Annotated in this window: 9 protein-coding genes and 3 pseudogenes (1 of these 12 cut by a window edge); all 12 read left to right on the top strand. The window is 74.7% G+C overall.

Features of this window, described 5'->3' with window-relative positions; all coding sequences use genetic code 11:
- Nucleotides 1-512: pseudogene (locus D476_RS33975) on the top strand (phenylalanine--tRNA ligase subunit alpha); it begins 569 nt to the left of the window's first position.
- A pseudogene (gene pheT / locus D476_RS33970) lies at nt 512-3,000 on the top strand (phenylalanine--tRNA ligase subunit beta). The pseudogenes D476_RS33975 and pheT overlap by 1 nt, the downstream one beginning before the upstream one ends.
- 394 nt (nt 3,001-3,394) lie before the next feature.
- Entirely contained in the window at nt 3,395-4,615 is a 1,221-nt protein-coding gene (locus D476_RS0120225) for an aminotransferase family protein (RefSeq protein ID WP_017625744.1), read from the top strand.
- A gap of 52 nt (nt 4,616-4,667) precedes the next feature.
- Nucleotides 4,668-5,151, top strand: a pseudogene (locus D476_RS33965) (MarR family winged helix-turn-helix transcriptional regulator).
- Nucleotides 5,152-5,261: 110 nt separating this feature from the next.
- On the top strand, nt 5,262-6,659 hold the full coding sequence (locus D476_RS0120215) for an NAD(P)/FAD-dependent oxidoreductase (RefSeq protein ID WP_026123688.1): 1,398 nt from the start codon (nt 5,262-5,264) through the stop codon (nt 6,657-6,659).
- A 135-nt stretch (nt 6,660-6,794) separates the two neighbouring features.
- Entirely contained in the window at nt 6,795-7,826 is a 1,032-nt protein-coding gene (gene argC / locus D476_RS0120210; protein ID WP_017625741.1) for an N-acetyl-gamma-glutamyl-phosphate reductase, read from the top strand.
- Nucleotides 7,827-7,883: 57 nt separating this feature from the next.
- A complete protein-coding gene (argJ, locus tag D476_RS0120205; RefSeq protein ID WP_017625740.1) occupies nt 7,884-9,035 on the top strand; it encodes a bifunctional glutamate N-acetyltransferase/amino-acid acetyltransferase ArgJ in 1,152 nt (383 codons plus the stop codon).
- On the top strand, nt 9,032-9,940 hold the full coding sequence (gene argB / locus D476_RS0120200; protein ID WP_017625739.1) for an acetylglutamate kinase: 909 nt from the start codon (nt 9,032-9,034) through the stop codon (nt 9,938-9,940). The genes argJ and argB overlap by 4 nt, the downstream gene beginning before the upstream one ends.
- A complete protein-coding gene (locus tag D476_RS0120195) occupies nt 9,937-11,160 on the top strand; it encodes an acetylornithine transaminase (RefSeq protein ID WP_017625738.1) in 1,224 nt (407 codons plus the stop codon). The genes argB and D476_RS0120195 overlap by 4 nt, the downstream gene beginning before the upstream one ends.
- On the top strand, nt 11,157-12,107 hold the full coding sequence (argF, locus tag D476_RS0120190; protein ID WP_017625737.1) for an ornithine carbamoyltransferase: 951 nt from the start codon (nt 11,157-11,159) through the stop codon (nt 12,105-12,107). The genes D476_RS0120195 and argF overlap by 4 nt, the downstream gene beginning before the upstream one ends.
- Nucleotides 12,104-12,673 carry an arginine repressor gene (locus D476_RS0120185; protein WP_017625736.1) on the top strand — a complete coding sequence of 190 codons (570 nt, stop codon included), beginning with the start codon at nt 12,104-12,106 and terminating at the stop codon, nt 12,671-12,673. Before argF ends, D476_RS0120185 begins: the two co-directional genes overlap by 4 nt.
- Nucleotides 12,670-13,390: argininosuccinate synthase (locus D476_RS0120180; RefSeq protein ID WP_017625735.1), on the top strand; the 721-nt coding region annotated here is incomplete at its 3' end. The genes D476_RS0120185 and D476_RS0120180, both read left to right, overlap by 4 nt.

Here is a 13,390-nt window from a genome sequence, read left to right as displayed (position 1 = left end):
CGCGCCCCCCGCCGGTCTACGTGGTGGCCCCCGGCACCACCTTCCGCACCGACGAGCTCGACGCCACCCACACCCCCGTCTTCCACCAGCTCGAGGGCCTGGTCGTGGACGAGGGCATCACCATGGCCCATCTGCGCGGCGCGATCGACGCCTTCGTGGAGGGGATGTTCGGCAGCGGCCTGAGGACCCGCTTCCGGGCCTCCTACTTCCCCTTCACCGAGCCGTCGGCCGAGGTCGACATGGAGTGCTTCGTGTGCCGGGGCGCCTCGGTGGGCGCCCCCGACCGCCCCTGCCGCACCTGCTCCTCGGAGGGGTGGATCGAGATCGGCGGGTGCGGCGTGGTCAACCCGCGGGTGCTCACCGCCGCCGGGGTGGACACCGGGCGCTACAGCGGCTGGGCCTTCGGGCTGGGCATCGAGCGCACGCTGATGTTCGCCGACGGCGTGGAGGACATGCACGACATGGTCGAGGGCGACGTCCGGTTCACCTCGGCGTTCGGGATGGAGATCTGATGCGCGTCCCCCTTTCCTGGCTGCGCGAGTACACCGACCTGCCCGAGGGCACCACCGCCCGCTCCCTGGCCGCCCGCCTCATCGAGGCCGGGCTGGAGGTGGAGACGGTCGAGGCCGTCGGCGCCGACATCACCGGCCCCCTGGTCGCCGGACGGGTCCTGGAGATCGAGGAGCTGACCGGCTTCAAGAAGCCCATCCGCTTCTGCCGGGTCGACGTGGGCGCGGCCAACGGCACCGGCGAGCCGCAGGGCATCGTCTGCGGCGCCCGCAACTTCGCCGAGGGCGACCTGGTCGTGGTCGCCCTGCCCGGGGCCGAGCTGCCCGGCGGCTTCGCCATCGGGGCCCGCACGACCTACGGCCGCATGTCCGAGGGCATGATCTGCTCGGCCACCGAGCTGGACCTGTGGGAGGACCACGCGGGCATCATCGTGCTGGAGCCCGGCACCGCCGCGCCCGGCGACGACGCCTTCGGCTTCCTGCCGCTGCGCGAGGACGTGCTCGACATCGCCGTCACCCCCGACCGCGGCTACGCGCTGTCGGTGCGCGGCGTGGCCCGCGACGCCGCCGCGCTGTACGGCACCGCCTTCCGCGACCCCGCCGCGGCGGTCGAGGTCTCCGCCGCCGCGGGCGGGGGCCACCCCGTCGAGCTCGACCCCGAGCTGTGCCACAGGTTCGTCCTGCGCACCGCCCGCGGGTTCGACCCGGCCGCGCCCACCCCGGTGTGGATGAAGCGGCGCCTGGCCCTGTGCGGGGTGCGCTCCATCTCCCTGGCGGTCGACATCACCAACTACGTGATGATGGAGCTGGGCCAGCCCCTGCACGCCTGGGACGGCGAGCGCCTCCAGGGCCCCCTGCGGGTGCGTGCCGCCCGCAAGGGCGAGTCCCTGGAGACGATCGACCACGTCAAGCGGAACCTCGACCCCGACGACATCGTCATCGCCGACGACCGCGGACCGGTCGGCGTCGGCGGCGTGATGGGCGGCGCCGAGACCGAGGTCGGCGAGGACACCCGGACCGTCGTCATCGAGGCCGGGCACTTCGACGAGGCCCGCATCGCCCGCGCCTCCCGCCGCCACCAGCTCTCCTCGGAGTCCTCCCGGCGCTTCGAGCGCGGCATCGACTCCGACCTGCAGCTGCGGGCCGCCACCCGCGCCACCGGCCTGCTGGCCGAGCTCGGCGGCGCGCACGTGGATCCCGGCTACACCGCGGTCGGCACCGGCCGGACGCCGCGCCCGATCGCGCTGCACGCCGCCCACCCCGGGCGCGTCGCCGGGGTGGACTACCCGCGGGCGACCGTGGTGCACCGGCTGGAGCAGATGGGCTGCGCGGTGGAGGCCGACGGCGACGCGCTCACCGTCACCCCGCCCACCTGGCGGCCCGACCTGACCGACCCCAACGACCTCGCCGAAGAGGTCATCCGCCTGGAGGGGTACGAGAACATCCCGGCGGTGCGGCCGCGCGCCCCCGCGGGCCGCGGTCTCACCCCGTCCCAGCGCACGCGCCGCGCCGTGGGGCGCGCCCTGGCCGCCTCGGGGCACAACGAGGTGCTGTGCTACCCGTTCGTCGGCGAGCGCGACCTGGACGGGCTGCAGCTCGAAGCCGACGACCCGCGCCGCACCTGCGTCCGGCTGGCCAACCCGCTCAACGACGACGCGCCGCTGCTGCGCACCACCCTGCTGCCGGGGCTGCTCACCACGCTGGTGCGCAACGTGGGGCGGGGCATGGGCGACGTCGCCCTCTTCGAGACCGGGACGGTGTACCTGCCCCGGGAGGGCGCGCCCGAGCGCGCGCCACTGCCCGGGGTGGACCGCGCCCCCACGGCCGAGGAGCGGGAGGCCCTGGACGCGGCCCTGCCCGANTGCGCGCGGCGGCCGTGCTGGCCGGCCGGCGCGAGCCCGCCGGGTGGTGGGGCGAGGGCCGGGAGGCGTCCTGGTCCGACGCGGTGGAGGCGGCCCGCGAGGTCGCCCGCGCCGCCCGTGTGGAGCTGGTGGTGCGCGCGGCGCAGTACGCGCCCTGGCACCCGGGGCGGTGCGCCGCGCTGTACGCGGTCACCGGCGGCGGCGAGGTACTCGTGGGACACGCCGGGGAGCTGCACCCGCGGGTGGTCAAGGCCTACGGGCTGCCGCCGCGCACGGTCGCCATGGAGATCGGCCTGGACCCGCTGCTGGAGGCCGCCGGGGCGCCGACGGCGCCGCACGTGTCGTCCTACCCGGTCGCCATCCAGGACGTGGCGCTGGTGGTGGGGCAGGACGTGCCCGCGGGCGAGGTCGAGGCGGCGCTGCGGTCCGGCGCCGGGGAGCTGCTGGAGGACGTGCGGCTGTTCGACGTCTTCACCGGCGAGCAGGTGGGGGAGGGGCGCAAGTCGCTCGCCTACACGCTGCGGTTCCGCGCCTCCGACCGGACCCTGACCGCGGAGGAGGCGGCGCAGGCGCGTGACGCGGCCGTGGCGGCCGCGGCCGAGCGCACCGGGGCGGCCCTGCGCGGCTAGCGCGTCGGGCCGGGGGCGACACGCCCGCGAACGACCCTGGTCCCGCGCCGGACGACCCGTCCGGCGCGGGATTTTTTTCGTCGCGTAATCCCTGGTCGGGCGGGGTTTTACGAGGTAGGGCGCGGGGTAGCGTGAATGCCTCCTGTAAATCGGGGGAGTATTCCTTGTTTCGTCTCTTGAACCCGCGGCGGGCGCGGCCTTAACCTGCAGGCACCTGCCGCGACCCGGGCTCGCCGGACTCTCGCGGAACAGCTGTTTCACTCGGCGTTCTCGCGTGCTCGACGCACGCACAACGTGGCTCGGAGGTCGGTTTATGACCGAAACAGTGGTTTCGTATGCCCGCGAACAGCAGAAGCTGCGGGAGCCCGGACGCTTCTGGCATACGTTCAGTGATATGCACCGGGTCACCCAGGGCCCGAAGTTCACGGTGGCGCGCGCCGAGGGCGTGTGGCTCTGGGACGAGTCCGGGGACCGCTATCTCGACGGGACCGCGAGCCTCTGGTACTGCAATGTCGGGCACGGCCGCAAGGAGATCGCCGACGCGGTGCACCGGCAGATGACCGAGCTGGAGGCCTACACGGTCTACGGCGACTTCGCCAACGCCCCGGCGATCGAACTGAGCGAGCGGCTCGCCGCGCACGCGCCGGTGGCCGACCCCCGGGTCATCCTCACCTGCGGGGGCGGCGAGTCCATCGAGACCGCGGCCAAGCTGGCGCGGCGCTACTTCGCGGCGGTGGGCTCCCCCGAGCGCACCCACCTGATCTCCCGCACCGGGGGGTACCACGGCCTGCACGGCTTCGGCACCGGCATCATCGGCATGGACCGGTTCCGCGAGGGCTTCGGGCCGACGGTGGAGGACGCCTCGGTGGTGCCGCACGACTCGGCCGCCGCGCTGGAGGCCGAGATCCTGCGGGTCGGGCCCGACCGGGTGGCGGCGTTCTTCGCCGAGCCGGTGATCGGCGCGGGCGGGGTGTACGCGCCGGAGCCGGGCTACTTCGAGGAGGTCTCCCGGATCTGCCGGCGGTACGGGGTGCTGTTCGTCGCCGACAGCGTGATCTGCGGCTTCGCCCGGCTGGGGGACTGGTTCGGCATCGAGCGCTTCGGCGTGCGTCCGGACATGGTGGTCTTCGCCAAGGGGGTCACCAGCGGGTACCTGCCGCTGGGCGGGGTGATCGTCGACGGGCGCATCGCCGAGCCGTTCTGGAACCGGCCGGGCAACCCCTTCCACCACGGCACCACGTACGCGGGCCACCCCTCCTGCTGCGCCGCGGCCCAGGCCAACATGGACATCCTGGAGCGCGAGGACCTGTTCACCGTGGCCCGGGAGATCGAGGTGCAGCTGGAGTCGGCGGTGCGTACCCTGGAGGACCACCCGCTGGTCGAACAGGTGCGCGCGGGGACGGGCGTGATGGCGGCGGTGAAGCTCAACGCCGAGGCCGCCGAGCGCGGGGTGACCTCACCGGACGTGTTCGCCGAGGCCCGCTCGCGCGGGGTCGTGGTGCGGGCGATCCCCGAGACGCTGCTCATCTCCCCGCCGCTGGTGATCACCTGGGAGCAGATCGAGCACCTGGTGGCGACGGTGCGCGGCGCCCTGGACGCGGTGGCGGCGCGCTAGCCTCCACCGGGTATCCTTTTCCACAGAATTGTTTCTTAGGAAGAAGTTTTCTGTGGAAAATGAGACGCGGGGGACGGGCGGGCCGGTCGACGGGCGGACCGGTGGGCCGACCGACGACGAGCTGATCACGGCCTGGGGCCTGGTCCATGAGGCGCTGCGGGACATCGACCCCCTTCTGCTCAAGGGGGTCGACCCGGGCGGCGGGGACATGGCCGGGCCCTGGTTCGAGGTCCTCATNCCGGCGGCTGCCGATGAGCAGGCTCGCCCGCGAGGTGAGCCTGAGCAGCGGGGGCTTCACGAAGCTCGCCGACCGGCTGGCCCACAAGGGGTACCTGGCCCGCGAGTCCTGCCCGACGGACCGGCGGGTGGTCTACGCCGTCCTCACCCCCGCGGGCCGGGCCTTGGCCGACGAGGCCAAGGCCCGCCACGCGGCCCTGCTGAGGGAGCACGTCCTCGACGTCATCGGGGCCGGGGGCGTGGAGCGGCTGGCCGGACTGGCCCGGTCCCTGAGAGACGCGGCCCGCGCGGGGGAGTGAGACCGGGGCCCCGTCGTGCCTACTAAGCCCGGGGAGACGGCCGACCGCCGGCCTGCGCCCCGATACCCTGGCCCGGCACGGCACCACCCAGGGCTCGGAGGGGCGGCCCGATGAAACTGTTCGCCAGCGCGGCTGAAATGCGCCCGGTCCCCCGATCGGAGGGGTTCCGCAACGGGGGAGTCTCGTACTGGTATCGCGAGGAGGGGACCCCGGAACGGCGCGCGTCGCTGCAGGGGGACGCGGAATACGACGTGTGCGTGGTCGGGGCCGGGTTCACCGGCCTGTGGGCCGCCTACTACCTGGCCGAGGCCGACCCGGGGCTGCGCGTGGCGGTGGTCGAGCGTGAATTCGCCGGCCACGGGGCCGCCGGGCGCGGCGCCGGGCTGGTCACCGCCCACTTCCCCGGCCCGCGCGAGGAGCTGGCGCGCCGCCGGGGCAAGGGCGCGGTCATCGCACTCCAGCGCGCGCTGATGGCGGCCGTCGACGAGGTCGTCGCGGTCGCCGAGAAGGAGGACCTGGGCGCCGACGCGGTCAAGGGCGGAATGCGCACCGCCGCGACCAACCCCGCGCAGAGGGAGCGCCTGACCGCCGAGGTGGCCTGGCTCCAGGAGTGGGGCTACTGGCCCGAGGACCTGTACATCGACGGCGACGGCCGCGCCTACACCCCGCACGCCGCCGACCTGGACCCGGCCCGGCTCGTCCGGGGGCTCGCCGAGGCGGCCGAACGCGGAGGCGTCGAGGTGTTCGAGGGGACGCCGGTCACCGCCGTGGCGCCGGGCGGCACCGACGGCCCGGCGGCGGTCACCCCGTTCGGCACCGTGCGCGCGCGGACCCTGATCCTGGCCACCGAGGGGTTCTCCGGTCCCGGGCCGGAGGGGTGGCCGACCGAGTCCTGCGCGATGATCGCCACCGAGCCGCTGGAGGAGCGGCTCTGGGAGGAGATCGGTTGGGACGGCCGGGAGGTGAGGACCGACGCGGCCCACCGCCCGGCGTTCGCCCGCCGGACCCCGGACGGGCGCATCGCCGTCGGCGGCCGGGGGGCACTGCCGCGCGGCGGCGCCCACGGCGAGGCGGGGACCGCGCCGCCGCAGGCCATCGCCGAGCTGTGGAGAGCGTTGGCGGGGATGTTCCCGGAGGCCGCCGACGTGCCCATCGCGCACGCCTGGACGGGGGCGGTGGGCGCCCCGGCGGACCGTGCGCCGGTGCTGGCCGTGGACAGGGAGACCGGGGTGGCGGTGGCCGGGGGATACGGCCGCTTCGGGATGGCCTTGGCGAACGTGGTGGGACGCACCCTGCGCGACACGGTCCTGGAGCGCCGCACCGAGCTGGTGCGCCTGCCCTGGTCGGACCTGGAGGGGGCGAGAACACCCCGCCTGCGGAGAATCGGCCGCCAGGTGGCCCGGGGCCTGTACCGGGGCGCGGACAAACGGGAGACGAGCCGCCGGTCCGGCACCTCCCGCCTGGCCGCGGTCGCCGAACGCCTGTCCCCGAAGGGGACGACGGAGTAGGACCACGGCCCCCACCGTGTGAGACGCGCGTCACGTCGGGATCTTATTCAGTCGGTTGCATAAGATTTCAATCATCCGGCATGATGGAACCCGTCCGCAGGGATGCATGCACCACACGGGAGCGGGGGAACGGCCATGGGGTACACGGCGGCGGTCGCCGGGGCCAGCGGCTATGCCGGAGGTGAGGTCCTCCGGCTCCTGCTCGGGCACCCCGGCATCGAGATCGGGGCGCTGACCGCCGGGGGCAGCGCGGGCACGCGGCTCGGGGAGCACCACCCGCACCTCGCCCCGCTGGCCGACCGGGTCCTGCAGGACACCGACACCGCCGCTCTCGCCGGGCACGACGTCGTCTTCCTCGCCCTCCCGCACGGCAAGTCCGCCGAGATCGCCCGGGCCCTGGGCGACGACGTCCTCATCGTCGACTGCGGCGCCGACTTCCGGCTCACCGACCCCGCCGCCTGGGAGCGCTTCTACGGCACCCCCCACGCCGGAACCTGGCCCTACGGCCTGCCCGAGCTGCCCGGCGGCCGGGAGGCCCTGGCCGGGGCCCGCCGCATCGCCGTCCCCGGCTGCCACGTCACCACGGTCACCCTCGCCCTGCTGCCCGCCCTCGCCGAGGGCCTGGCCGGCGCCGAGGACCTGACCGCGGTCTCGGTCACCGGGGTCTCCGGCGCGGGCAAGGCCCCCAAGCCCCACCTCATCGGCAGCGAGACCATGGGCTCGGCCGCCCCCTACGGCGCCGCCGGGGCCCACCGGCACAACCCCGAGATCGTGCAGAACCTGACCGCGGCCGCCGGGCGCCCCGTCACCCTCTCCTTCACCCCCGTGCTGGCCCCCATGCCGCGCGGCATCCTCGCCACCTGCACGGCCCGGCTGGCCCCTGGCGCCGACACCGCCGCCCTGCGCGCCGCCTACGAGCGACGATACGGGGCCGAGCCCTTCGTGAGCCTGCTCCCCGAAGGGCAGTGGCCCGCCACCGCCATGACCCTCGGCGCCAACACCGCCGCCGTGCAGGTCGCCGCCGACCCCGCGGCCGGGCGCCTCGTCGCCTGCGCCGCCCTGGACAACCTCACCAAGGGGACCGCCGGCGGCGCCGTGCAGAGCGCCAACATCGCCCTGGGCATCCCCGAGACCACCGGCCTGCCCACCGCGGGCGTCGCGCCCTAGCACGCCGTCCGCCCTGGCACGCCGTCCGCCCCGCACACCACCGTGAAAGGTCCCGCCGTGAGCGTCACCGCACCCCGCGGCTTCCGCGCCGCCGGCGTCGCCGCCGGACTCAAGCCCGACGGCGCCCGGGACGTCGCCGTCATCGTCAACGACGGCCCCTCCCGCTCCGCCGCCGCCGTCTTCACCGCCAACCGGGTCCAGGCCGCCCCGGTCCTGTGGTCCCGCCAGGTCGCCAAGGGCGGCCGCGCCCGCGCCGTGGTCGTCAACTCCGGCGGCGCCAACGCCTGCACCGGCACCCCCGGCTTCCAGGACACCCACGCCACCGCCGAACGCGCCGCGCACGCCCTGGGCGACTCGGCCGCCGAGATCCTGGTCTGCTCCACCGGCCTGATCGGCGAGCGCCTGCCCATGCCCGAGCTGCTCAGCGGCGTCGACCTGGCCGTCGCCGACGCGGCCCGGGACGGCGGCCTGGACGCCGCCGACGCCATCCGCACCACCGACACCGTCGCCAAGATCGCCTTCCGCCGCGGCGCCGACTACACCGTCGGCGGCATGGCCAAGGGCGCCGGGATGCTCGCCCCCGCCCTGGCCACCATGATCTGCGTGCTCACCACCGACGCCGAGCTCACCCCCGAGCAGTGCGACCGGCTGCTGCGCGCCGCCACCGCCGCCACCTTCGACCGCGTCGACGCCGACGGCTGCATGTCCACCAACGACACCGTGGTCCTCATGGCCTCCGGCGCCTCCGGCACCGCCCCCGACGAGGAGGAGTTCGCCGTCCTGCTCACCGAGGTCTGCGACGAGCTGGCGGGCCAGCTCATCGCCGACGCCGAGGGCGCCACCAAGTCGATCGCCATCGAGGTCGTCGGCGCCGCCAGCGAGGACGACGCCCTGCAGGCCGCCCGCGCCGTGGCCGGGAACAACCTCTTCAAGTGCGCCATGTTCGGCGAGGACCCCAACTGGGGCCGGGTGCTCGCCGCCGTGGGCACCACCACCGCCGCCTTCGAGCCCGACCAGCTCAACGTCGCCATCAACGGCGTGTGGGTGTGCCGCAAGGGCGCCGTCGGCGACGACCGCTCCAAGGTCGACCTGAGCGGCCGCGACGTGGCCGTCACCGTCGACCTGTCCGCCGGGGGCGCCGCCGCCACCGTCCGCACCACCGACCTGACCACCGCCTACGTCCACGAGAACTCGGCCTACAGCTCATGAACTCCCGCAAACAGGCCCTGGACAAGGCCACCACCCTCATCGAGGCGCTGCCCTGGATGAGCCGCTTCCACGGCCGCACCGTCGTGGTCAAGTACGGCGGCAACGCCATGACCGACCCCGAACTGCAGGACCGGTTCGCCGAGAACATCGTCTTCCTGCGCTACGCCGGACTGCGCCCCGTGGTGGTGCACGGCGGCGGCCCGCAGATCAAGGCGCACCTGGAGCGGGTCGGCCTGGAGAGCACCTTCGCCGGGGGCCTGCGCGTCACCACCCCCGAGACCATGGACATCGTCCGCATGGTGCTGGTCGGCCAGGTCAACCGGGACATCGTCGGCCGCATCAACCGGCACGGCCCCTTCGCCGTGGGCCTGTCCGGCGAGGACGCCCGGATGATGACCGCCGAGCGCAAGCCCGCCATGGTCGACGGCGAACCGGTCGACATCGGCCTGGTCGGAGAGGTCACCGAGGTCGACGCCGCGGTGGTGGACACCCTGCTGGACGACGGCCGCATCCCCGTCGTCTCCAGCGTCGCCCGCTCCGGCGAGGGCGTCTACAACGTCAACGCCGACACCGCGGCCGCCGCCCTCGCCGCCGGGCTGGGCGCCAGCAAGCTCATCATGCTCACCGACATCGAGGGCCTGTACGCCGACTACCCGGCGTGCGAGGAGCTGATCAGCCGCCTGTCCGCCACCGAGCTGGAGCACCTGCTGCCCGACCTGTCCAGCGGCATGGTCCCCAAGATGGAGGCCTGCCTGCGGGCGGTGCGCGGCGGCGTCCCCCAGGCGCACGTCCTCGACGGCCGCACCCCCAACTCCCTGCTGCTCGAAGTGTTCACCAACGACGGCATCGGCACCATGGTCGTGCCCGACGACGCCCCCCACGACGTGTTCGGAGGCCCCGCATGAGCGCCCCCACCGCATCCGCCGACGGACCGGGCGAGGCGACCCGCGCCCTGCAGGAGCGGTTCCAGGCCGCCCTCATGCCCACCTACGGCGTGCCGCCCGTGGCCATCGCCCGCGGCGAGGGCGCCCGCGTCTGGGACGCCGACGGCCGCGAATACCTCGACCTCATCGGCGGCATCGCCGTCAGCGCCCTGGGCCACGGCCACCCCGCCCTCACCAAGGCCGTCGCCGACCAGGCCGCCACCCTGGCCCACACCTCCAACCTCTTCCTCCACGAGCGCGAGGTCGAACTCGCCGAGCGCCTCATCGCCCTGCTCGGCGACCCCGGCGCCCGCGTCTTCCTCACCAACTCCGGCACCGAGGCCAACGAGGCCGCCCTCAAACTCGCCCGCAAGGCCGCCGGACCCGGCCGCACCGTCCTGGTCGCCGCCGAGAACGGCTTCCACGGCCGCACCCTCGGTGCCCTGGCCGTCACCGGCAAGGAGGCCATCCGCGCCCCCTTCGGCCCCTACGGCACCGAGGTGCGGTTCTTCCCGCACGGCGACGCCGAGGCCCTGCGCGCCGCCGTGGACGGCGACACCGCCGCCGTCATCGTGGAGCCCGTCCAGGGCGAGGCCGGGGTCGTCCCCGCCCCCGACGGCTACCTGGCCGACGTCCGCGCCGTCTGCGACGAGACCGGGGCCGCGTTCATCCTCGACGAGATCCAGTCCGGCATCGGCCGCACCGGCCACTGGTTCGCCCACCAGGCCGCGGGCGTGCGCCCCGACATCCTCACCCTGGCCAAGGGCCTGGGCGGGGGCCTGCCCATCGGCGCCTGCGTCGGCTTCGGCCGCTTCGCCACCGCCTTCGCCAAGGGCGACCACGGCTCCACCTTCGGCGGCAACCCCGTCGCCGCGGCCGCCGCGCTGGCCGTCCTCGACACCGTCGGCTCCGACGACCTGGTCGGCAACGCCGCCCGCACCGGCGCCGCCCTCGCCGACGGCATCCGCGCCACCGGCCACCCCCTGCTCGCCGGGGTGCGCGGCACCGGCCTGTGGCTGGGCCTGGCCCTGACCGCCGACCGCGCCGCCGACGTGCAGGCCCGCGCCGCCGCGCACGGCTTCCTGGTCAACGCCGTGGCCCCGGACGCCGTGCGGCTCGCCCCGCCGCTGACCCTCACCGCCGACCAGGCCGCCTCCTTCACCGGCGCCCTGCCCGCCATCCTCGACGAGGTGACCCCGTGACCCGCCACTTCCTCCGCGACGACGACCTCACCCCGCAGGAGCAGACGGCCGTCCTCGACCTGGCCGACGCCCTGAAGGCCGACCGGTTCTCCCGCCGCCCCCTGGAGGGCCCACAGACCGTCGCCCTGGTCTTCGACAAGCCCTCCACCCGCACCCGCGTCTCCTTCGCCGTGGGCGTGGCCGACCTCGGCGGCGCGCCGCTGGTCATCGACGCCCAGGGCAGCCAGATGGGCCGCGGCGAGCCCATCGCCGACACCGCCCGGGTCCTGGAACGCCAGGTCGCCGCCGTCGTCTGGCGCACCTTCGCCCAGGAGGGCCTGGAGGCCATGGCCGAGGCCGCCTCCGTGCCGGTCGTCAACGCCCTGTCCGACCGCTTCCACCCCTGCCAGATCCTCGCCGACCTGCAGACGGTGCGCGAGCGCAAGGGCCGCCTGGCCGGGCTCACCCTGGCCTACTTCGGCGACGGCGCCAACAACATGGCCCACTCCTACCTGCTCGGCGGCGCCACCGCCGGAATGCACGTGCGCATCGCCGCCCCCGAGGGCTACCGGCCCGACGCCGACGTCCTGGAGCGCGCCCGCGCCATCGCCGCCGGGACCGGCGGGTCGGCCGAGGTCGTCACCGACGCCCGCAAGGCCGCCGCCGGAGCCGACGTCCTGGCCACCGACGCCTGGACCTCCATGGGCCAGGAGGACGAGGCCGCCGACCGCGTCGCCCCCTTCCTGCCCTTCACCGTCGACGACGCCCTGCTGGCGGCCGCCGCCCCCGAGGCGGTCGTGCTGCACTGCCTGCCCGCCTACCGCGGCCAGGAGATCACCGCCTCGGTCCTGGACGGCCCCGCCTCGGCCGTGTGGGACGAGGCCGAGAACCGCCGCCACGCCCAGAAGGCCCTGCTGTGCTTCCTGCTGGACCCTCCGGCCCCGGAGGGCGCGGGGCGGCGACGATGACCGCCGACGGCGCCGCCGCGCCGATGACCAAGGCGGCCCGGCACGCCCGCATCACCGACGTGCTCACCCGCAACGACGTGCGCTCCCAGGCCGAACTGGCCAGGCTGCTCGCCGAGGCGGGGGTGCAGGTCGCCCAGGCCACCCTCTCCCGGGACCTCGACGAACTCGGGGCGGTGAAGCTGCGCACCGCCGGAGGGGACCTCATCTACCGGCTGCCCGGCGAGGGCGGCGAGCGGCTGCAGCGCGCCGGGGCCGACGCCCACGGCGGGGGCCTGGACCTGGCCGCCGCCGCGGGCTCGCGCGTCACCCGGCTCGCCGAAGAGCTGCTGGTATCGGCCGAGGCGTCGGCCAACATGGTCGTGGTCCGCACACCGCCCGGGGCGGCGCAGTTCCTCGCCTCGGCGATCGACCACACCGACTTCCAGGCCATTCTCGGCACCATCGCCGGGGACGACACCATCCTCGTCGTCTCCCGGGACCCCGAGGGCGGCGAAGAACTCGCATCGGCGCTGCTCCGGCTGGCCGACCGCAAGACCCGACCACCACACGAGGAGGAACCGACATGAGCGAGCGGGTCGTACTCGCCTATTCCGGGGGGCTGGACACCTCCGTGGCCATCGGCTGGATCGCCGAGGAGACCGGCGCCGAAGTGGTGGCCGTGGCCATCGACTGCGGCCAGGGCGGCGAGGACCTGGACACGATCCGGCAGCGCGCCATCGACTGCGGCGCCGTCGAGGCCGTCGTCGCCGACGCCAAGGACGAGTTCGCCGAGCAGTACTGCGTCCCCGCGCTGCAGGCCAACGCCCTGTACATGGACCGGTACCCGCTGGTCTCGGCGCTGTCGCGGCCGCTGATCGTCAAGCACCTGGCCGACGCCGCCCGCTACCACGGCGCCACCATGGTCGCCCACGGCTGCACCGGCAAGGGCAACGACCAGGTCCGCTTCGAGGCCGGGCTGGCCGCCCTGTTCCCCGAGCTCAAGGTGCTCGCCCCGGTGCGCGACTCGGGCATGACCCGGGACAAGGCCATCGCCTTCGCCGAGGAGAAGGGCCTGCCCATCGACGTCTCCAAGAAGTCGCCCTACTCCATCGACCAGAACCTGTTCGGCCGCGCCGTGGAGACCGGGTTCCTCGAGGACATCTGGAACGGGCCCATCGAGGACGTCTACGCCTACACCGACGACCCCGGCAAGCCGCGCGAGGCCGACGAGCTGGTCGTCACCTTCACCGCCGGCGTGCCCACCGCCATCGACGGCAAGGAGCTCACCCCGCTGCAGGTCATCG

The organism is Nocardiopsis chromatogenes YIM 90109 (assembly GCF_000341185.1).
GTDB lineage: Bacteria > Actinomycetota > Actinomycetes > Streptosporangiales > Streptosporangiaceae > Nocardiopsis_A > Nocardiopsis_A chromatogenes.
The sequence above is the reverse complement of the archived record's forward strand: the minus strand, read 5'-3'. Positions and strand labels throughout refer to the sequence as shown.